Source organism: Nocardia heshunensis (assembly GCF_054782115.1).
In genome coordinates this window covers 109,202-129,294 of record NZ_BAAGTC010000007.1, presented here as the reverse complement: position 1 = coordinate 129,294, position 20,093 = coordinate 109,202, and the positions used below count along the sequence as shown (strand labels likewise).

At 67.9% G+C, this 20,093-nt stretch carries 19 protein-coding genes; 3 read left to right on the top strand and 16 right to left on the bottom strand.

The genetic code is table 11. The annotated features are described in order from the left end of the window. Positions 1 to 47 precede the first annotated feature (47 nt). Positions 48 to 1,205 (top strand): serine hydrolase domain-containing protein, encoded by a 1,158-nt coding sequence (locus tag ACYVN4_RS23670; RefSeq protein WP_460724178.1) that lies wholly within the window; start codon positions 48 to 50, stop codon positions 1,203 to 1,205. 26 nt (positions 1,206 to 1,231) lie between these two features. On the opposite strand, the gene ACYVN4_RS23665 is transcribed toward ACYVN4_RS23670, so the two are convergent. Further along, the gene (locus tag ACYVN4_RS23665) at positions 1,232 to 2,362 is read right to left on the bottom strand and encodes a M24 family metallopeptidase (protein WP_460724177.1); all 1,131 of its coding nucleotides are present in this window, start codon (positions 2,360 to 2,362) and stop codon (positions 1,232 to 1,234) included. A 249-nt stretch (positions 2,363 to 2,611) separates the two neighbouring features. Here ACYVN4_RS23665 and ACYVN4_RS23660 point away from each other — a divergent pair, with 249 nt between their 5' ends. After that, positions 2,612 to 3,577 carry a 5'-3' exonuclease gene (locus ACYVN4_RS23660; protein WP_460724176.1) on the top strand — a complete coding sequence of 322 codons (966 nt, stop codon included), beginning with the start codon at positions 2,612 to 2,614 and terminating at the stop codon, positions 3,575 to 3,577. Between the two features lie 21 nt (positions 3,578 to 3,598). Here ACYVN4_RS23660 and ACYVN4_RS23655 read toward each other — a convergent pair whose 3' ends face one another. The 13 genes from ACYVN4_RS23655 to dop all read right to left on the bottom strand — a co-directional run bounded on the left by ACYVN4_RS23655 (position 3,599) and on the right by dop (position 17,611). Next, a complete protein-coding gene (locus tag ACYVN4_RS23655; protein WP_460724175.1) occupies positions 3,599 to 4,006 on the bottom strand; it encodes a hypothetical protein in 408 nt (135 codons plus the stop codon). A 150-nt stretch (positions 4,007 to 4,156) separates the two neighbouring features. After that, positions 4,157 to 4,879, bottom strand: coding sequence for a DUF4333 domain-containing protein (locus tag ACYVN4_RS23650; protein WP_460724174.1), 723 nt, complete (start codon positions 4,877 to 4,879; stop codon positions 4,157 to 4,159). A 112-nt stretch (positions 4,880 to 4,991) separates the two neighbouring features. Then, complete coding sequence (locus tag ACYVN4_RS23645; protein ID WP_460724173.1) at positions 4,992 to 7,685, bottom strand: DEAD/DEAH box helicase; 2,694 nt, start codon at positions 7,683 to 7,685, stop codon at positions 4,992 to 4,994. Between the two features lie 3 nt (positions 7,686 to 7,688). Further along, positions 7,689 to 8,663 (bottom strand): twin-arginine translocase subunit TatC, encoded by a 975-nt coding sequence (gene tatC / locus ACYVN4_RS23640; RefSeq protein ID WP_460724172.1) that lies wholly within the window; start codon positions 8,661 to 8,663, stop codon positions 7,689 to 7,691. Positions 8,664 to 8,755: 92 nt separating this feature from the next. Continuing rightward, positions 8,756 to 9,028, bottom strand: a complete 273-nt coding sequence (gene tatA / locus ACYVN4_RS23635; protein WP_460724171.1) for a Sec-independent protein translocase subunit TatA — start codon at positions 9,026 to 9,028, stop codon at positions 8,756 to 8,758. Positions 9,029 to 9,092: 64 nt separating this feature from the next. After that, positions 9,093 to 10,124 (bottom strand): 2-dehydropantoate 2-reductase, encoded by a 1,032-nt coding sequence (locus ACYVN4_RS23630; RefSeq protein WP_460724170.1) that lies wholly within the window; start codon positions 10,122 to 10,124, stop codon positions 9,093 to 9,095. Next, on the bottom strand, positions 10,121 to 11,098 hold the full coding sequence (locus tag ACYVN4_RS23625; protein WP_460724662.1) for a helix-turn-helix transcriptional regulator: 978 nt from the start codon (positions 11,096 to 11,098) through the stop codon (positions 10,121 to 10,123). Before ACYVN4_RS23625 ends, ACYVN4_RS23630 begins: the two co-directional genes overlap by 4 nt. 181 nt (positions 11,099 to 11,279) lie before the next feature. After that, complete coding sequence (locus ACYVN4_RS23620; protein ID WP_460724169.1) at positions 11,280 to 12,272, bottom strand: helix-turn-helix transcriptional regulator; 993 nt, start codon at positions 12,270 to 12,272, stop codon at positions 11,280 to 11,282. A gap of 160 nt (positions 12,273 to 12,432) precedes the next feature. Further along, a complete protein-coding gene (gene pafA, locus ACYVN4_RS23615; RefSeq protein ID WP_213555214.1) occupies positions 12,433 to 13,791 on the bottom strand; it encodes a Pup--protein ligase in 1,359 nt (452 codons plus the stop codon). A gap of 201 nt (positions 13,792 to 13,992) precedes the next feature. After that, entirely contained in the window at positions 13,993 to 14,763 is a 771-nt protein-coding gene (gene prcA, locus ACYVN4_RS23610) for a proteasome subunit alpha (protein ID WP_460724168.1), read from the bottom strand. Further along, positions 14,760 to 15,620: a proteasome subunit beta gene (gene prcB / locus ACYVN4_RS23605; protein ID WP_460724167.1), complete on the bottom strand. Its 861-nt coding sequence runs from the start codon at positions 15,618 to 15,620 to the stop codon at positions 14,760 to 14,762. Before prcB ends, prcA begins: the two co-directional genes overlap by 4 nt. Then, positions 15,617 to 15,811, bottom strand: a complete 195-nt coding sequence (locus tag ACYVN4_RS23600) for a ubiquitin-like protein Pup (protein WP_213555212.1) — start codon at positions 15,809 to 15,811, stop codon at positions 15,617 to 15,619. Before ACYVN4_RS23600 ends, prcB begins: the two co-directional genes overlap by 4 nt. Positions 15,812 to 16,111: 300 nt before the next feature. Continuing rightward, the gene (dop, locus tag ACYVN4_RS23595) at positions 16,112 to 17,611 is read right to left on the bottom strand and encodes a depupylase/deamidase Dop (protein WP_460724166.1); all 1,500 of its coding nucleotides are present in this window, start codon (positions 17,609 to 17,611) and stop codon (positions 16,112 to 16,114) included. 131 nt (positions 17,612 to 17,742) lie between these two features. Between dop and ACYVN4_RS23590 the strand changes: the two genes are divergently transcribed. Beyond that, on the top strand, positions 17,743 to 18,960 hold the full coding sequence (locus ACYVN4_RS23590; protein ID WP_460724165.1) for a DUF418 domain-containing protein: 1,218 nt from the start codon (positions 17,743 to 17,745) through the stop codon (positions 18,958 to 18,960). A 3-nt stretch (positions 18,961 to 18,963) separates the two neighbouring features. On the opposite strand, the gene ACYVN4_RS23585 is transcribed toward ACYVN4_RS23590, so the two are convergent. Beyond that, complete coding sequence (locus tag ACYVN4_RS23585; RefSeq protein ID WP_460724164.1) at positions 18,964 to 19,281, bottom strand: hypothetical protein; 318 nt, start codon at positions 19,279 to 19,281, stop codon at positions 18,964 to 18,966. A 26-nt stretch (positions 19,282 to 19,307) separates the two neighbouring features. Continuing rightward, entirely contained in the window at positions 19,308 to 20,036 is a 729-nt protein-coding gene (locus ACYVN4_RS23580; protein WP_460724163.1) for a TetR/AcrR family transcriptional regulator, read from the bottom strand. Positions 20,037 to 20,093: the final 57 nt, after the last annotated feature.

Genomic DNA, 20,093 nt, shown 5'->3' with positions numbered 1-20,093 from the left:
GCCCGGAACGTCACTTCTCCCGAGTGCACGCGAGGGAAGGTAGAGCGATGTCCACACTTCGAGAAGTGTTGCAGGCCCGCGTCGATGACGGTGGGGTGCCCGGAGCGGTGGGTCTGGTGGCTCGCGGCGACCACGTCGAAATGGCTGCGGTCGGGCTGGCTCATGCGGGCGGCACCGTGCCGATGGCCGCGGACTCGGTATTTCGGTGGGCATCGATCACCAAACCCATTACCGCCGCTGCGGTTCTGATGCTCGTCGAGGACGGGGTGCTGGGACTGCACGATCCGATCGGGCCGTGGCTGCCCGAGCTCGCGCACCCGATGGTGGTGCGCAGGCCGGATGCGCCGCTCGACGAGGTGGTGCCCGCGCATCGGCCGATCACGGTGTTCGACCTGCTGAGCTCGCAGGCCGGGTACGGGTGGGCGTCGGATTTCGGGCTGCCCGCCATCGAGGCGCTGTTTCCGGTGCAGCGTGACGGGCGTGAGGTGCAGAGCTATCCGGCCATGGACGAGTGGCTGGCCGAACTTGCCGCGGTGCCGATGGTTGCGCAGCCGGGCACGGCGTGGCTCTACGACACCTGCTCGGCGCTGCAGGGCGCGTTGATCGTGCGTGCGTCCGGTCGGAGCCTGCCGGAATTCCTGGCCGAGCGGGTCTTCGAGTCACTCGGCATGTCCGACACCGGTTTCACCGTGCCGGAGTCCGCGCGGGACCGCTTCACCAGCTACTACCGCCGCTCCGAGACCGGTCTCGAACTCGCCGACGCCCCGGACGGTCAATGGAGCACTATGCCCGCCTTCCCGCTCGGCAACGGCGGCCTCGCGGGCACGGCGGGCGACTGGCTGCGGTTCGCGCGCCTGCTGCTCGCCGACGGCGTCACCCCGGACGGGCGAAAGCTGCTGTCCGCCAGCTCCGTCCGGCTCATGACCACCGATCACACCACGCCCGCCCAGCGCGCGTTCGGCGACCTGTTTCTGGAAGGCCAGGGCTGGGGCTTCGGCGCGTCGGTCGATATCGCCCGGCTCGAGCCGTGGAACATTCCCGGCCGCTACGGCTGGGTCGGCGGCGCGGGCACCTCCGCGCACATCGTGCCCGCGACCGGGACCATCGCCATCCTGCTCACCCAGGTCGGCATGGACAGCCCGATTCCGGACTCGACCATGCGCGACTTCTGGCGCTACACCGCCGAATTCGACGCGACCGCCTGACGGCCGCGCGAATCGGACCGGGCGGATCAGCCCAGGCGTGTGAGACCGTGCGGGCGGGTGTTCATCGACTCGCAACCGTCCTCGGTGACGACCACGATGTCCTCGATGCGGGCGCCCCAGTTCCCCGGGAAGTAGATGCCCGGCTCGATGCTGAAGGCCATGCCCGGCTGCAACACCAGGTCATTGCCCGCGACGATGTAGGGCTCCTCGTGCACCGACAGGCCGATACCGTGGCCGGTACGGTGCACGAAATAGTCGCCCAACCCGGCGGCGATCAGCACGTCGCGGGCGGCGGCATCGATGGATTCGGCAGTGGCACCCGGCTTCACCGCGGCGACCGCGGCGGCCTGGGCGCGCTCGAGTTCGGCGAACTGGGCGGCGACCTCCTCGTCCGGCTCACCGAGCACATAGGTGCGGGTGGAGTCGGAGAAGTAGCCGGGTTCGACCGGCCCGCCGATATCGATGACCACCACGTCACCGGCCTCGATCACCCGTTCCGACACCATGTGGTGCGGGTCCGCGCCGTGCGGGCCGCTGCCGACGATCACGAAATCGGCCTCGGTGTGGCCCTCCTCGACAATGGCCGCCGCGATATCCGCGCCCACCTCGGCCTCCGTGCGGCCCGGCCGCAGGAACTCACCCATCCGGGCATGCACCCGGTCGATGGCCGCGCCCGCGCGCCGCAGCGCCTCGATCTCGCTGGGGTCCTTCACCATTCGCAGTTCCCGCAGCAGCGGGGTCGCCGAAACCGGCAGGGAGCCGAACTGATCGGCGATGGGCAGCAGGTGCAGGGCGGGCATCACATCGGTGACCGCCACGCGCGCACCGGCATTGAGCACGCCGCGCACAAGACGGTACGGATCCACGCCGTCCACCCAGTCCACGATCGGCAACCCGAGCTCCCCGGCCGCGGACGCCCGCAGAGAGGCCAGTTCCATCTTCGGGATCACCACCGACGGAGTCTCCCCGCTGGCCGGAATCACCAGGCAGGTCAGCCGCTCGAACGACTGTGCCCGGGATCCGAGTAAGAACTGCAGGTCAGGCCCGGGAGTAATCAGCAGCGCATCCAGATGGGCGTTCCGCGTCAACTCCGCCGCCCGCTCCAACCGCGCCCCGTAGACCTCCGCCGCGAACCGTGACTCGTCATGAGAGCTCATGCCATCCGACGCTACTCCCCGACCCCCGCCACCCTCCAGCCACCGATCAACTTCGCACCCCCACCGGTGACTCACCCCGGCCACCGCCACCCCCTACCCCACTGCGCCCCATCACCTTTCACACCGCCCCGTGCCGGCTGTGGCCTGCGCCGCATCGCCGCCGCACCGCCGCGCCGGCACCGGCGCAACCCGTGGGCGCGCACCCGGCATGCACCGCGATGTCGGTCGGTGCCGGTAGGGTCGGGCGCTATGAGCAACCCTGGTGCCGGTCCGCTGTTGCTGCTCGATGGGGCGAGTCTGTGGTTCCGGGCGTTCTATGCCATCCCGGAGAAGATCACCGCGCCCGACGGGCAGCCGGTCAATGCGCTACGCGGGTTCACCGATATGGTTGCGGCGCTGGTCAAGCAGCATGCGCCGAGCCGGTTGGTGGTGTGTCTGGATTTGGATTGGCGGCCGCAGTTCCGGGTGGATCTGCTGCCCTCCTACAAGGCGCATCGGGTGGCCGAGAGTGGGGCGGTGGTCGACGGGGTCGAGGCCGAGGAAGTGCCGGATACGCTCACGCCCCAGGTTGACCTGATCATGCAGGTGCTCGAGGCGGCGGGGATCGCTACCGCGGGGGCCGAGGGGCTCGAGGCCGATGATGTGATCGGGACGCTCGCTACCCGGGAGGCCGACGACGAGGTGATCGTGGTCAGCGGGGATCGGGATCTGCTGCAGCTGGTGCGCGATACCCCGGCTCCCCCGTGCCGCGTGTTCTATGTGGGTCGCGGACTGTCCAAGGCCGAGCTGTGGGGGCCTGCCGAGGTGTCGGCGAAATACGGTGTGCCGGTGGAGAATGCGGGTCCGGCGTACGCCGATATGGCCACGCTGCGCGGCGATGCCTCCGACGGGCTGCCCGGGGTGGCGGGCATCGGCGACAAGTCCGCGGCGCAGCTCATCTCGAAGTGGGGTTCGGTGGAGGCGCTGCGGGCCGCGGCCGCGGATCCGGATTCCGATCTGGCCAAGGGTGTGCGCGCGAAACTCGTTGCCGCCGAGGACTATCTGAAGGCCGCCGCCCCGGTGGTCCGGGTGGTGCAGGACGCCACGGTCGAGTTCTCCCGGCCCGATCTGCTACCGACCACCCCGGCGGATCCGGATCGCCTGGCGCAGTTGGCCGTTGCCTACAACGCCGAAAGCCCGGTCAAACGCCTGATCACCGCGATGGCCAAGCGCTGAACCGCCTGGCCCGAGTGCCGGTCAGTGCGTCAGCGGCCCGACCGGCCAGGTTTCGGGTTGGCCGTTGAGATCGGTGATGACGGCCTCGGTGAAATAGCCGTCCCGCGGGTTGCGCAGGGTGATGTGCGTGGCCGCGGTGGCCTCGTGCCCCGACGCGCAACTCGGCTGGCAGACGACCCGGTACTCGGTGCCGTCACCTTCGGCGGTATCCGGTCCCCAACTGCTCCAATTGATATCGCGGACGGTCAGATTGCCGTCACCGCAGGCGAGCAGGATCCTGGCGGGCTCGGCGGTGGATCGACCGGTGGTGCAGTCGTTGACCAGCGGGGATGCGTCATCGGCCGCGGCGAACGGGGCGGACGCCAGTCCGACGCTCGCGACCGTCAGCGCGGTCGCGCTCCAACCCAGAGACCGGACAATCAGCTTCATAACGCCCCCACGGCGGTCGGAAGAGAATTTCCGCCCACTGTACTCGCATCCCCGCCCCAGCGAACCACCGGCAATCAGAAGGGCCCGGCCGCGATTCTCGAATCGCGGCCGGGCCCAAGACTTTTGCCCCGAAATCGGGTCCCAGCGAAACTAGCTGGGGCGACCGACCTCGTAGGTGCCGTCATCCTTGGTGATCTTGATGGTGACCTTCTTGTTCTCGCCACCCACCTTGAGGGTGCAGTCGAAGGTCTTGTCCACCTGAACCTTCTGCCCCGACGGGCAGCTCACGTTCTGGACGTCGTCGATGCCGTAGGAATCCTTGAGCACCTTCTGCACCCCGGACTGCACGGCACTGTTGTCGAGCTGATCCTTGCTCAGCAGGTAGGTCAGGCCACCGCCGACGCCACCGAGCACCACCAGCGCACCGACCACGAGGCCGATGATCAAGCCGGTCTTCTTTTTCTTGACCGGGGTCAACTGCGGCTGCGGCCACTGCTGCCCGGGCTGCTGCTGGTTCCAGTCCTGCTGACCGGGCTGACCCTGCTGCGGCCACTGCGGCTGACTCTGCCCCCACTGCTGCACCGGCTGCTGTGGCTGGCTCTGCCCCCACGGCTGTTGCACCGGTTGCTGCGGCTGTGACTGCCCCCACGGCTGCTGCACGGGCTGCTGCGGCTGGCTCTGCCCCCACGGCTGCTGAGCAGGCTGCTGCTGCGACGGGTCATTCCACTGCGTGGTCGGCTGTGCGGGCTGCTGGCCACCCCATTGCTGAGTCGGTCCGGCGCCGGGGACCGGCTGCTGGCCGCCCCACTGCTGCGTCGGATCGTTGCCTCCCCCTTGGCCAGGGGCGTCATTCGGTCCGTACGGGCCGCTCATTTGCTTGCCTCCACTCGCAATCCGTTGTCCTCACGCTAGCCCCCCGAGCGGGAACGCGCTCGCGTGCCCACTGCGGTCGGTACACCCTTGAATCAAAGCACAGTCACATCTACTACGCCGCGTCCACGGCCACGACACCCCGGCGGATGGCCCGCACCGCCTTGCTCGCGGTGGCCGCCACCTCGACATCGTCGGCGGTGTTGTGGATTTGGTCGAGCAGATCGATGACCTGACGGCACCAGCGCACGAAATCGCCCGCGGAGAGCGGGTTTCCACGATCACCGCTGGCGAGCAGCGCATCCGCGAGGTCGTCGCCGCGCGCCCAGGTGTAGACGCCCGTGACGAAACCGAGGTCGGGTTCGCGGGTGGGCGCCAGGCGATGGCGGGACTCGTCGGACCGCAACTGCGACCAGACGCCGATGGTGGCGTCCACGGCCCGGCGAATGGGCGCGGTGGGCCCGGAAGCACCCAGGTAGCCGCCCTCCTGCCGAGATTCGTAAACCAGGATCGACACCACCGCCGCCAGCTCGGCCGGCCCCAGTCCACGCCACAGACCCTGCCGAAGGCTTTCGGCCACAACCAGATCCGCTTCGGCATAGATGCGGGCCAGACGGCGACCGTCCTGGGTGACCTCACCGTCGGCGACGTAGCCGCGTTCCTCGAGCAGCCCGAGGATACGGTCGAAGGTGCGCGCCAGCGAGTTCGTGGTGGCCGCCACCTGCTGGCGCAGATGCTCGGTCTCGCGCTCAACCCGGTTGTAGCGCTCGCCGATCCGCGCCAGTTGCTCGCGATCCGGCCGCGCGTGTGCCGGATGGTTGCGCAGCGCCCGGCGCAGGGTCTGCAGGTCGCGGTCGTCGGCGGCCTTGGCCTTGCCACCCGTGCGGGCGCGACGCGGCATGGTGATCCCGGTGCTGCGCAGCGCCGAGGCCAGGTCGCGGCGCACCCGCGCGGTGCGGTGATCGACATGCTTGGGCAGCCGCAGCCGGCCCAGCGATTCGGCCGGGGTCGGGAAGTCCGCGGCCGAGATGCGCCCGGCCCACTTGTCCTCGGTGAGCACCAGCGGACGCGGATCCCCCGGTGTCGCATCGGGTTCCAGGATCACCGCGAGACCCTGGCGACGGCCCGACGGGATCGCCACCACATCGCCGCGCCGCAGCGCGCCGAGCGAATTCACCGCGGCCTGACGGCGATCGGTGCGGCTCTGCCGTTCCAGATCGCGTTCGCGTTCCCGGATGCGTTCGCGCAGTTGGATGTATTCGAAGAAGCTCTCGTCGCCGAGCTGGGAGCGCAGCTTGCGCAGCTGGGCGTCGTTGCGTTCGATGCCACGCACCAGACCCACGACCGACCGGTCGGCCTGGAACTGGGCGAAGGAACGTTCCAGCAGCGCCCGCGATTCCGTCGCGCCCATCCGATCGACCAGGTTGATCGACATGTTGTAGCCGGGCCGGAACGACGACCGCAGCGGATAGGTCCGCGTCGAGGCCAGACCCGCCACCGCGCTGGTGTCGACCTCCGGCTGCCACAGCACCACCGCGTGGCCTTCGACATCGATGCCGCGTCGTCCCGCACGCCCGGTGAGCTGCGTGTACTCCCCCGGCGTCAGCTCGGCGTGGCTCTCACCGTTGAACTTCACGAGCCGCTCGAGCACCACCGTGCGCGCGGGCATATTGATGCCCAGAGCCAGTGTCTCCGTGGCGAATACCGCGCGCACCAGCCCGCGCACGAACAGTTCCTCGACGGTGTGCCGGAAGGCGGGCAGCATGCCCGCGTGGTGCGAGGCGAACCCGCGGTGCAGGCCCTCGCGCCACTCCCAGTACCCGAGCACCTCGAGATCGCTGCGCGGCAGATCCCCGGTGTGCTTCTCGATGATCGCGTCGACCACCTCGCGGTCCTCGTCGCGCGAGAGATCCAGCCGCGAGCGCACGCACTGCGCCAGCGCACCGTCGCACCCCGCACGGCTGAAGATGAAGGTGATCGCGGGCAGCAGCCCCTCGTCGTCGAGCTTGGCGATGACCTCCGGCCTCGGCATGGGCCGGAACGAGCGCCGCGGCCCACCCCGCCCGCGCCCCGGCACCGCCCAATTGTCCATGCGGTCAGTGGATTCGCGGTGCTTGATGTAGCGCACCAGATCCTCGTCCACGATCACCTTGGCATCGCTGGACTTGTCGTCGAACAGGTCGAACATGCGCCGGCCGACCATGACGTGCTGCCACAGCGGCACCGGGCGGGTCTCGTCCACGATGACCGCGGTGTCGCCGCGCACGGTCTCCATCCACGCGCCGAACTCCTCGGCATTGGAGACCGTCGCCGACAGGCTGACCAGGCGCACCTCGGGCGGCAGGTGCAGGATGACCTCTTCCCAGACCGCGCCGCGGAAGCGGTCGGCCAGGTAGTGCACCTCGTCCATGACGACATACGAAAGCCCGCGCAGCGCATCCGAACTCGCGTAGAGCATGTTGCGCAGCACCTCGGTGGTCATCACCACCACCGAGGCGTCCGGGTTGATGGACTGGTCACCGGTCAGCAAGCCGACCTCGTCGCGACCATAACGTTCGGTGAGATCGGCGAACTTCTGATTCGAGAGCGCCTTGATCGGCGTCGTGTAGAAGCACTTGCCACCCGCGGCCAACGCCATGTGGACGGCGAATTCGCCCACCACGGTCTTGCCCGCACCGGTGGGCGCGCAGACGAGCACACTGTGCCCGCCCTCGAGCGCCTCACACGACTGCCGCTGGAACGGATCGAGCTCGAATTTCAGTTCGGCGGCGAATGCCGCCAGTTCGCCAGTAAGCGACCTTGATGTCACTTTTCAGAGAGTATCGGAGTAATCCGACACGGCTCCTGTTGTTTTCTCGACCGGTGTGGCGGCGACCGGTTCCGCGGTCGGCACCGGGGTCGGTGCGTCGACGCCGCCGGGGGCGGTGTCCAGCGGAGATGCCTGATCGTCGGCCAGGTTCTCCCACGCCTCGGCATTGCGGGCGCGACGCTTGTCGTTGAGGCGCGCGACCTGCACCGCGATCTCGAACAGCAACGTCAGCGCAAGCGCCAGCGACAGCATCGAGATCGGGTCCTGCGGTGTCACGATGGCCGCGAACACGAACAACCCGAAGATGAGCCCGCGCCGCCATTTGGTGAGCCGCGCGTAGGTCAGCACCCCGAGGAAGTTCAAACCCACGATGAGCAAAGGGGTTTCGAAGCTCACACCGAAGATCACCAGCAGCTTGATGATGAAGCTGAAGTACTGCACACCCGACAGGGCGGTGATCTGCACGTTGTTGCCGATGGTCATCAGGAAGCTCAGCGCATGGGCGACAACCCAATACGCCAGCACCGCGCCGGTGATGAACAGCGCCGTACCCGCGGCCACGAAGCAGATCGCGTACTTGCGTTCCTTGGCGTAGAGGCCCGGCGTGATGAACGCCCACAGCTGATACAGCCAGAACGGGCTGGCCGCCACGATGCCCGCGGTGGCACCCACCTTCAAGCGCAGGGTGAATTGCTCGAACGGGGCGGTCGCCAGCAGTCGGCAGGCGCCGTCGGCACTGAGATTGGCCCGCGAGGAGGCGGGCAGATCACAGTAGGGCCCGCGCAGGATCTCACCGAGACTGTCGATCCCGAGGAAGGAGTGCGAGTACCAGAAGAACCCGAAGAGGGTTCCGAGGGCGATCCAGGCCAGGGCGACGAGCAATCTCCTGCGAAGTTCCTGCAGGTGATCCACCAAGGACATGGTGCCGTCGGGGTTCGTGCGGCGCTTGCTGCGCCGGGGATCGAACGGGATGCGCATGTGTGTGTGACTGCCTCCGCCTTGCGGCCAACCAAGACCCGGACAACGACTTACCCGGGATGAGATTCACTCATCCCGGACAAAACGTGGCCTCAGGCCTTCTGCTGGTCGTTCGGCTGCGGCGTGGGCTGCTGCACCGGCTGGGCCGGGGGCAGCTGGGCCGGCGGCTGCACCGGCTGGGCCTGTGCCTCGGGAGCGGCCTCGCCCGTCTTGCCCTCGTTCTGCATCTGGCTGACCTCGGTCTTGAAGATCCGCATCGAGCGACCCAGGCTACGGGCCGCGTCGGGCATGCGCTTCGAACCGAAGAACAGCAAGAAGATCAGCACAACGATCAGCAAGTGCCACGGGCTGATGGCGCCTGTCATTCCATTACCTCCAAAGACTTGGTGAGTCCGATGCTACCGGACCCGCATACCGCGAACCTTGTTGTCAACCCTCGTTCGCCGCGCCGTCACGCGCCGCGCTCGAGAGCTGTTCCAGCAATTCCGGGCCCGACCAGGTGCGCCGGTCACCGTTCTCCGCCGCTGTCACGAGTTCGATCAGCTTCTGGTTCACCGGTGTGGGTATTCCTACCATGGCCCCGAGACTGACGATTTCACCGCACAGCCAAGGGATTTCGGTTTTGCGTCCGGCGGCGAGGTCGTCGGCCATGGAGGAGCGGGCCACCGGATCGACGGCCAGCACCTTTCCGGCAACCCTGCGGAACACGGTATCGGGCATCGTGAGCAGCCGGGCCATCGCCTCCGGCGGCAGCGGGGTGAGCCGGGCCGGGCGGATACGGGCGGCGGCCATGGCCGCGAGGGCCTCGCGCTGGGCGAGCGACAGGCAGCGGCGGTAGTCGCGGGTGCCGAGCTCCTCGCGCAGCGGGCGACCCGAGAGCGCATTGATCGGGTTGTTGAGGTTGAGCAGCAGCTTGGCCCACTGGATGGGCAGCAGGTCGGGGTAGCGCTTGAAGCCGAGACCGGACTTGCCGAAGATCGGCGCGAACCGGTTGAGCACCGGGTCGTCGGCGATGTCCACGGTGCCCGCGGTGCCGCGATGGAAGTGGCCTTGGCCGTGATGGACCACGTTGAACATGACCATCCCGGCGAGCACCACGCAGGCGGGCAGGATCTCGCGAATGACCGCGTCGTTGCCGATGCCGTTCTGCAGGCTCACGACCACCGTGCCGGGCTTCACCAGACCGGCCAGTTCGGCGGCGGCGGTCGCGGTGCCCGCGGACTTCACCGCGATCAGCACCAGATCGGTGTCCTCGGTGGGTTCGGTGGCGGTGTGGAAGGCGTCCGGCGCCACCCGCACGCTGTCACCGTCGAGATCGGTGAGATGCAGTCCGAAGGTGCGCAATTCGTCGAGCACGCGCGGGCGGCCCACGAAGGTGACCTCCGCCCCCGCCGCCGCCAGCCGTCCCCCGACATAGCATCCGATGCTGCCCGCCCCGAGCACCGTCACGCGGAAACTCAAGCGGGACCGACCTCCTCGAACCCGGCGGCAAAGGACGCGTCCGCGGCGGCGGTCGCGTAGGCCGACAGCGCGGTGCTGGAACGCTCCCGCACGGCCGTCACCAGTTCCACGGGACCGAGCACGGTCACGCCCGCGCCGAAGCCCAGCAGCAGCCGGGCCATCCAGTCCAGGGTGGCGAAGCGCATGGTGGCCTCGATGCTGCCGTCGGGATGCGCGGTGACCCGGTGCATCGGGTACTGCTCGAGCACCCAGGCGTAGTCGGGGCGAATCAGCAAGCGCGCCAGCGGAACCGCGGGGTCGTCGACGAACAGGTCCAGGGCCGCGGTCTCGTCGGCGGCGGCCTCGGCGGGCGGCAGCGCCGGTTCGTCGAGTTCGGTCGCCTCCTCGATGCGGTCGAGGCGGAAGAGCCGGACGCCCTCGGCTTGCCGGCACCACGCCTGCAGATAGCTGTTGTTGTCCACCAGCACGATTCGGATCGGATCCACGACACGCTCGGACACCACATCGCGGCTCGCCGAGTAGTAGACCAGGCGCAGCGCGTGCGCGTGCTCGAGGGCGGCGCGCACGGTCGCCACGGCGGGGGCCTCCACCGGGGCCGGCTGGGTCGGGCCGGTGAATTCCCGTCCGGAGATGGCGGATTCGATCTTCGCGGTGGCCGCGTGGGCCGCACTCGGATCGACCATGCCGGGGAGGTCCGTGATGGAACGCAAGGCGACGAGCAGAGCGGTGGCCTCGAGCGAGGTCAGCCGCAGCGGGCGGTCGATGCCCGCGGAGAAGGTGACCTCGATGCTCTCCTCGGAGAAGGACAGGTCGATGAGATCGCCAGGACCGTAACCCGGTAGGCCGCACATCCACAGCTGATTCAGGTCGGTCATCAGCTGTTTGGTGGACACCCCGAGCTCGGCGGCCGCCTCGGCGGCGCTGATTCCGGGATTGGCCTGGAAGTACGGGACCATGTTCAGCAGTCGCGCCAGGCGGGTCGAGAGTCGGCTGGTGGCCGCCGCATTGGCGCGCCGCTCCTTCGCCCCGTCGGAGGCCCGGGTGCCGAGGGCGCCCTTGCGCGCATTGTTCGCGTCACTCACGCCTCCACCTCGCTGCGCTCGGCTCCGGCGTAAGTGACACACGCTGTGCCCATTGTTCGCTCGCTGCGCTCGCTCACGCGGTGACCTCCGTCCGTTCCAGCACCGACTTCAGGCGGGCGATCACATTGTCGCGCAAGTCTTCCGGCGCGAGTACCAGGGCGTCCGCGCCGAGACCGGTGATCAGGCGGGCCAGCCAGTCACGCGAACGGATGGGCACCTCCACGATGGCGCCGTGGCGGCCGCCGAGTTCGCGCTCCTCCATGACCGGGCCGAGGCGGCGGATCTCCTGGCCGCGGCCGTCGGCCACCCAGACCGTGGCCGAGCCGGTGATCGGGGTCTGCGCGGTGACCTCGGCGACGACGGCACGCAGGTCCAGGTCCTCGGGCTTGTGCACGACATTGGCCGGGCCGTATTCGGTGACGTCCTCGTCGATGCGTGAGATGCGGAAAACGCGCTGCGCGTCGCGGGCATTGTCGTGCCCGACCAGATACCAGCGGCCGTGATGGGTGACCACACCCCACGGCTGCACATCGCGTTCGACCGGATCCCCGTGCGACTGACGGTGTTTGAAGGTGACCGCCCGCCCGGCGTCGATGGCCGCGAGCAGCTTGCCCAGTACCGGCTCGGAGCCACGCGTGCGCGCCGGGACCGCGGGCACCGCCGACACCCCGGCGTCGGGCTCCACGTGAATTCCGGCGGCCCGCAGCTTGAGCAGTCCGCTCTCGGCCGCGGCGGCCAGCTCCGGCGACTCCCACAGCTGTACGGCCACCGCGACCGCGGCGGCCTCCTCGCTGGTGAGGTCGATATCGGGTAGTTCGTACGCGTCCCGGTTGATGCGGTATCCCTCGACCCCCGAATACCGGCTCACCGGACCGATTTCCAGCGGTATGCCCAGATCGCGCAGCTCGTTCTTGTCCCGCTCGAACATCCGGCTGAAGGCCTCGTCGCTCGCGGACTCCTCGTACCCGGCCACGCTGTCCCGGATGCGCTCCGCGGTCAGGAATTGGCGGGTGGACAGCAGCGCGATAACCAGATTCATCAACCGCTCGACCTTGGATATCGCCACCCCGTAGAGAGTAGTAGGCGTGTCGCGAGTGTGGAGCATGGGCGGTCGCGTTTTCCCCCAGTCGTCCCCTATCGACCCCGCCTGACGGAAACGGGCAAAGCGGTCAGGACGCGGAACGGGCCGCGAACCAGCAGGTTCGCGGCCCGTTCGAGCGATGGCCTTACATGGAGGCGATCAGCCGGTCGACGCGCTCGTCGACCGAACGGAACGGGTCCTTGCAGAGCACGGTCCGCTGCGCCTGATCGTTGAGCTTGAGGTGAACCCAGTCGACGGTGAAGTCGCGGCCCGCCTCCTGCGCGGCGGTGATGAAGTCACCGCGCAGCTTGGCCCGGGTGGTCTGCGGCGGGGTGGTGACCGCCGCGTCGACCGCCTCGTCCTCGGTGATCCGCTTGGCCAGACCCTTGCGGGCGAGCAGGTCGAAGACGCCACGGCCGCGCTTGATGTCGTGGTAGGCCAGATCCAGCTGGGCGATCTTGGGATCGGACAGCTCCATGTTGTAGCGGTCCTGGTAGCGCTGGAACAGCTTGCGCTTGATCACCCAGTCGATTTCGGTGTCGACCTTGGCGAAATCCTGCGCCTCGACGGCATCCAGCGTGCGACCCCACAGATCCACCACCGCATCCACCTGCGGATCGCGATCACGGTTGCGCAGATGCTCGACCGCACGGGCGTAGTACTCGCGCTGGATCTCGAGCGCACTGGCCTGCCGCCCGCCCGCCAGCCGCACGGGCCGACGACCGGTGAGATCGTGCGACACCTCGCGAATGGCGCGAATCGGGTTGTCCAGAGCGAAGTCTCGGAACGCGACCCCCGCCTCGATCATCTCCAACACCAGCGACGCCGTGCCCACCTTCAGCATGGTCGTCGGCTCGGCCATATTGGAGTCGCCCACGATCACATGCAACCGGCGGTACTTTTCAGCATCGGCATGCGGCTCATCACGCGTGTTGATGATCGGCCGCGACCGAGTGGTCGCCGAGGAGACGCCTTCCCAGATGTGCTCGGCCCGCTGCGACAGACAGAACGTCGCCGCCTTGGGCGTCTGCAACACCTTCCCGGCCCCGCAGATCAACTGCCGGGTAACCAGGAAGGGCAACAGCACATCCGAGATCCGGGAGAACTCGCCCGCGCGCACCACGAGGAAGTTCTCGTGGCAGCCATAGGAGTTGCCCGCGGAGTCGGTGTTGTTCTTGAACAGGTAGATGTCACCGCCGATGCCCTCTTCGGCGAGCCGCTGCTCGGCGTCTATGAGCAAATCCTCGAGGACTCGCTCGCCGGCGCGGTCGTGAGTGACCAACTGCACCAAGCTGTCACATTCGGCCGTAGCGTACTCCGGATGGGAACCGACATCGAGGTAGAGCCGGGCACCATTACGAAGGAACACGTTCGAACTACGGCCCCAAGAAACTACCCGGCGGAACAAGTACCGGGCCACCTCGTCAGGACTCAACCGACGGTGACCGTGGAACGTGCACGTCACCCCGAATTCGGTCTCGATCCCCATGATTCGTCGCTGCACCCTATCGACATTACAGCGCTGAAGTCCCCGGTAACGGGCTTGTCGGACAGCTTGTGCAAACGTATTCACAACGATTTAGCACGCGGTGCAACGCTGCACGCGGTTCAGCCTGCGAAAAAGCAAGGCTCCTTTGCACTCTGCTATTGAGAGTGCAAAGGAGCCTTATCCCGAATAGCGGGATTTGCTGGCGCCGTCGCGGGGCTAGGAAGGGTCTCCGCTGGACGGCTTCTCGGCCTCGGCCGCGGCCTTGGCGGTCGGGGTCTTGCCGGTCACCAGTTCCTGCAGTGCGGCGCCCTGGATGCGGCGGAAGGCGCGGCGTTGCCGGGACTGCTCGAGGGTTGCCACCTCGAGCGAGCCGGAGGCGATGGTGCGGGCCTTGTCCTTGTCCCCCTCGGGGACGGCCTTCTGCAGCGCGGCCACCGCCGTGGTGACGGCCGAATGCAGATCCAGGCCCGGCTTGTAGGAAGCCTTGAGGGCGGTGGTGATCGGGTCGGTGTTGCCACCCATCACCACGAATTCCCGTTCGTCGACAATGGATCCGTCGAAGTTGATGCGGTAGAGCACCGAGTTCGTCGACTGCTCCGGGTATCCCACCTCCGCGACGCAGATCTCCACCTCGTAGGGCTTGAGCTGGTCGGTGAAGATGGTGCCGAGGCTCTGGGCGTAGAGATTGGCCAGGAAGCGGCCGGTCACGTCGCGCCGATCGAACTGGTAGCCACGCAGATCCGCCTGCAGGATGCCGCCGCGGCGCAGCGCCTCGAACTCGTTGTACTTACCGACCGCGGCGAAACCGACACGGTCATAGAGCTCGCTGATCTTGTGGAGCGTGGCCGAGGGGTTCTCGGCCACGAACACCACGCCCTTGTCGTACACCAGCACGACGACGGACCGGCCGCGTGCGATGCCCTTGCGCGCAAGTTCGGTCTTGTCGCGCATGATCTGTTCGGCCGACGCGTAATACGGCAGAGTCATGCTTCACCGATCCCCTCTACGGCCTCCGCCGCCCGATCCTCCACCATGGACCGGGTGATCTCCTTGAGCCGCGCTTCGCTGACGATCTCGGAGCCCTCGGCGTCGATCACGATCGCGGTCGGGTAGATGTTGCGCATGGTGTCCGGACCACCGGTGGCGGTGTCGTCGTCGGCGGCGTCGAAGAGCGATTCGATCGCGATCCGCAGCGCCCGTTCCTGACCGATGCCGCGCGCGTACGTCTTCTTCAGCGACGACTTGGCGAACAGTGAACCCGACCCCACCGCGGTGTACCCGAAGCGCTCCTCGCTGCGTCCGCCGACCACGTCGTAGGACACGATGCGCCCGGCCTTGTCCGGGTCCAGTGCGTCCGGGTCGTAGCCGACCAGCAGCGGTACCACCGCCAGCCCCTGCAGGGCGGCGGGGAGGTTGTCGCGCACCATCTTCGACAGCTTGTTGGACTTGCCGTCGAAGGTGAGGGGAACGCCCTCGATCTTCTCGTAGTACTCGAGCTCCACCGCGAACAGGCGGATCATCTCGATCGCCATGCCCGCGGTACCGGCGATGCCGGCCGCGGAGAAGGTATCGGTGATGTACACCTTCTCGATGTCACGCTGGGCCAGCAGGTTGCCCTGGGTGGCACGCCGGTCGCCGGCGATCAGCACCCCGCCGCGGTAGCTGACCGCAACGATGGTGGTGCCGTGCGGGGCGATATCGGACGGCACGCCCGGATTGGGGTGCGTGCCGTTGGATCCGATCGCGTTGCTGGGCAACAATTCCGGCGCGTGCAAGCGCAGGTACTCGGAGAAAGAGGATTGGGCGAACCCCAACTGGAGCCGCAGGGGGTCACCTTGGGTCACTGGCCGCCCTTCTGGACATAGGCGCGGACGAAGTCTTCCGCGTTCTCCTCGAGGACGTCGTCGATCTCGTCGAGCAGGTCGTCGGTTTCCTCCGCCAGCTTCTCGCGACGCTCCTGTCCCGCCCCGCCGTCGCCGGCCGGGCCCTCGTCCTCGTCGCCGCCACCGGCGCGCTTGGTCTGCTCTTGTGCCATAGCAGCCGACCTCCTCTGTGATCATCGGCGAGCACCGGAGAAGATCCGATGCTCGTCCCCCAACACTACCCACCAGCGGCGGGAACATGCCGGATTAAACGTCATTGTGCTGTTGCCGCGATCTCTCCGGAGCCTCCCGGGCGACACCCCCGGACCCCCGGTAGTTAACTCGGGGGCAAGCCCCCGAACCCCCGCGTTGCGAGGTCCGGCGAGTGATCAACGCGACCTGCACGCGAAACGGCGGTGAGTCCCGGAGCATCCTCCGGAACCCACCGCCGCAGTTCGCTATCCGCGAAACCGTCAGTGCGTCAGCTGCTGCACCAGTTCCGAGGCGGTGCGCACGCCGTCGAGAAGTTTGCCGACGTGGGACTTGGTGCCGCGCCGGGGTTCCAGGGTCGGGATGCGGACCAGGGAGTCGCCGCCCAGGTCGAAGATCACCGAATCCCAGCTCGCCGCCGCGATATCCGCGCCGAAGCGGCGCAGGCACTCGCCGCGGAAGTAGGCGCGGGTGTCGGTGGGCGGGTTGGTCATGGCGTCGGTGATCTGCTGCTCGGTGACCAGGCGTTGCATGGAACCGCGGGCCACCAGGCGGTTGTAGAGGCCCTTGTCCAGGCGCACATCCGAGTACTGCAGGTCGACCAGGTGCAGTTTGGGTGCGGCCCAGGTCAGGCCCTCGCGGTTGCGCATGCCTTCCAGCAGGCGCAGTTTCGCGGTCCAGTCCAGCAGGTCGGCGGTTTCGAGGGGGTCGCGCTCGAGCAGATCGAGGACGTGGGCCCACTTCTCGATGACGTCCTTGGTGCGGGCGTCGTCGACTCCGGTGCGGTCCATGAACTTTTCGACCCGGTCGAGGTAGATGCGTTGCAGCGCAAGGCCGGTCAGCTCACGCCCGTCCGAAAGGGCAACGGTGGCACGCAGAGTCGGGTCGTGGCTGATGGTGTGCACGGCCGTGACCGGGCGGGCCAGCTGCAGATCCGAGAGATCTTCGCCCGCTTCGATCAGGTCCAGCACCAGGGCGGTGGTGCCGACTTTCAGATACGTCGACCACTCCGCGAGATTGGCGTCACCGATGATGACGTGCAGACGCCGGTACTTGTCGGCGTCGGCGTGCGGTTCGTCACGGGTGTTGATGATGCCGCGCTTGAGCGTGGTCTCCAGGCCGACCTCGACCTCGATGTAGTCGGCGCGCTGCGAGAGCTGGAAGCCGGGCGTATCACCGGACTGGCCGATGCCGACGCGACCGGATCCACACACCACCTGACGGGAGACGAAGAACGGTGTCAGCCCGAGAATGATCTGGTTGAACGGAGTTTCACGGCTCATCAGATAGTTCTCGTGGGTGCCGTAGGAGGCGCCCTTGCCGTCGACATTGTTCTTGTAGAGCTGCATGCGCGGGGCGCCGGGCACGCTGGAGGCGAAGCGGGCGGCGGCCTCCATCACCCGCTCACCGGCCTTGTCCCAGATGACGGCGTCCAGCGGATCGGTGACCTCGGGCGCGGAGTATTCGGGGTGGGCGTGATCGACGTAGAGGCGAGCCCCGTTGGTGAGGATCATGTTCGCCGCCCCGACCTCGTCGGCGTCGATCACCGGAGCGGGCCCGTTGAGCCTGCCGAGATCGAAACCGCGCGCGTCCCGCAACGGCGATTCCACCTCATAGTCCCAGCGTGTGCGCTTGGCGCGCGGCACGCCCTCGGCCGCGGCGTAGGCGAGCACCGCCTGGGTGGATGTGAGAATCGGGTTGGCGGACGGCTCGGTAGGCGTCGAAATGCCGTACTCGACCTCGATTCCGATGATGCGCTGCATGCCTCGAGCCTAGGCGAAAGGCACACCCGGGCGCGGGTGGACTGTCCGGGTTCGAGTCATTCGCGAGTCGGATGCCGGGTCGTTCTCGCGGCCGATCCGCGCCGAGCGGGTGCGACGGCACAATGACCGACATGGTCGAACCGGCTGCTGCCCCACGTCTCCCCCACCCGGAGACCTCCGTCGCCGGCGACCCCGAATCCGTTCCCGCCCAGCCCGGTTCGTCCCGGCTGGGGGCGCTGGACGTGCTGCGCGGCATCGCCATCCTGGGCACGCTGGGCACCAATATCTGGATCTTCACCAACTCCGAAGGGCTGCTCGGCTACATCGCGCGCAGTGACGAACCGCAGGGCGCGTGGCTGTGGGTGGAACGATTCCTGCAGCAGCTGGCGCAGGGCAAGTTCCTCGGGCTGCTGACCATCATGTTCGGCATCGGGCTGGCTATTCAGCAGCGATCGGCGGTGCGGGCCGGGCGCGCGTGGCCGGGCGGGTACCCGGTACGGGCGGGACTGCTGCTGCTCGACGGGCTGGTGAATTTCTTCTTCGTCGCCGAATTCGACGTGCTGATGGGGTACGCGATCACCGGCCTGGTAGTGGCGTTCATCCTGGCGACGAGCCCGAAGGCGCAGCGGCGTTGGCTGATCACCATGGCGAGCATCCACCTCACCGTGATGTCGCTGATCGCGGTGGTGGTCCTGTTCGGTCCCGATGGCGGCTCCGGCGAGCATCGGCCCCTGGACCCGAATCCCTATGCGGACGGCTCGTTCTGGGATCTGGTGGCGTTCCGTTGGGAACACCTGCTGGTGTTCCGGCTGGAACCGCTGTTCATCTTCCCGATGTCCATCGCGCTGTTCCTGCTCGGCGCGCGTCTGTTCCGGGCCGGAATCTTCGAATCCGGCGGCGCACGAATCCGCAAGCGCCTCATGGTGATCGGCCTCGGCGTCGCCGCCCCGATCGATCTGGTACTCGGCCTCGTCGGCGGCGACCTGATCCTGGTGGCCCGCTACGGCACCGCCCCGATCGTGTCGCTGGGCCTGCTCGCCCTGGTCGCGGAGGTCTACGCGCACCGGCCCGGACCGGGCTGGGTGGGCCGCCGCTTCAGCGAGGTCGGCCGAATGGCGTTGAGCTGCTACATCCTTCAGAACCTGGTGTCGGGATGGCTTTGCTACGGCTGGGGTCTCGGGCTGGCGGGTCTGGTGTCGGCGAATGCGCGGGTGCCGTTCACCGTCGGGATCTATGTGCTGGTGTGCGCGCTCATGCTGAGCTTCGCGCACGTCTGGTTGCGCAACATCGAGCGCGGGCCGGTGGAATGGCTGTGGAATCGCAGCTATCGGGCGCTCACCGGGGCCTGAGGGTTATTCGACCTCGTCGATGGAACGCAGGTACGGGGACTGGCCGTCGATGCAGCCCTGCAAACGGTATTGCGTATGCGCCGGAACCACATCGGTGAACTGCTCGCTACCCGAGGAACCACCACCGTCGGTATCGCTGTACTCGCACTGCATGTAGCCGGAGACCACGTAGTCCCGGTCGGTGTCGTTGCGGCAGTCCAGCACATCGCAGTGCAGACCGTCCGGGAGCGCGACGTCGGCAGCCGCCGGGGCGGCGGGAGCCAGTGCGGCGGCGGCGATTGCGGCGAACACGACCGACCTGGCGTGCGAACGGAAGGCCATCGAGATCCTCTGGTGGTGAATGCGGGTCACGCGCGGGCCGCCGCGGTGCGCGAGAGCAGGTCGGCGACGACGGTGTCGCGGGTCAGCGGCAGGTCCAGACTACGGGCATTGCCCTCGAGCAGCGACAGCACCGACTCGGTGAGGATGCCCTCGACATGTTCGCTGGTCAGAGTGGGTGCGGCCCGCCAGCTGTTGACCACGCCGTCGACGAAGCCGACGGTGCCGAAGGCCATGGGGCGGGCCCGATTCCGGTCGATGCCGAACCGCTCCAGGGTCTCGGCGAACAGGTCGGCGAGGTGGCCGCCGATGCGGTCACGGGCCCCGGCCAGGGCGGTGGAGGTTTCGCCGTGCGGGTCGGCGGCGGCGAGGAAGCGGTGCAGTTGCGGGTGGCGTTCCACCCAGCCGACGTAGGTGCCGATCGCGCCGCGGACCAGATCACGCACGGTGCCCTCGGGGTGCAGGCGCGGAAGCAGTTCGGCCAGCAGGGAATCCAGGATGTGGCGGCGGATGGCCTCGTCGAGATCGGCGCGGCCGTCGAAGTGGCGGTAGACGACCGGGCGCGGCACCTGCAGGCGATCGGCGATCTGCTGCACCGAGATCTCGGTGCCGTTCTCCTCGATGACGGTGAGGGCGGCGTCGAGCATGTCGGTGCGGCGGCGGGCCTTGTGGCCGGTCCAGCGGGTGCTGCGGCCGTCGGCGGCCGGTTCTCGATCCCGTGCGGAGGGTTGCGCGGGTCTACGTCGGGTGCCGGTCACTCGGCTCACGATACTCACTCCAACATTGACCGTGACAGCATGTACCACTAATCTGAG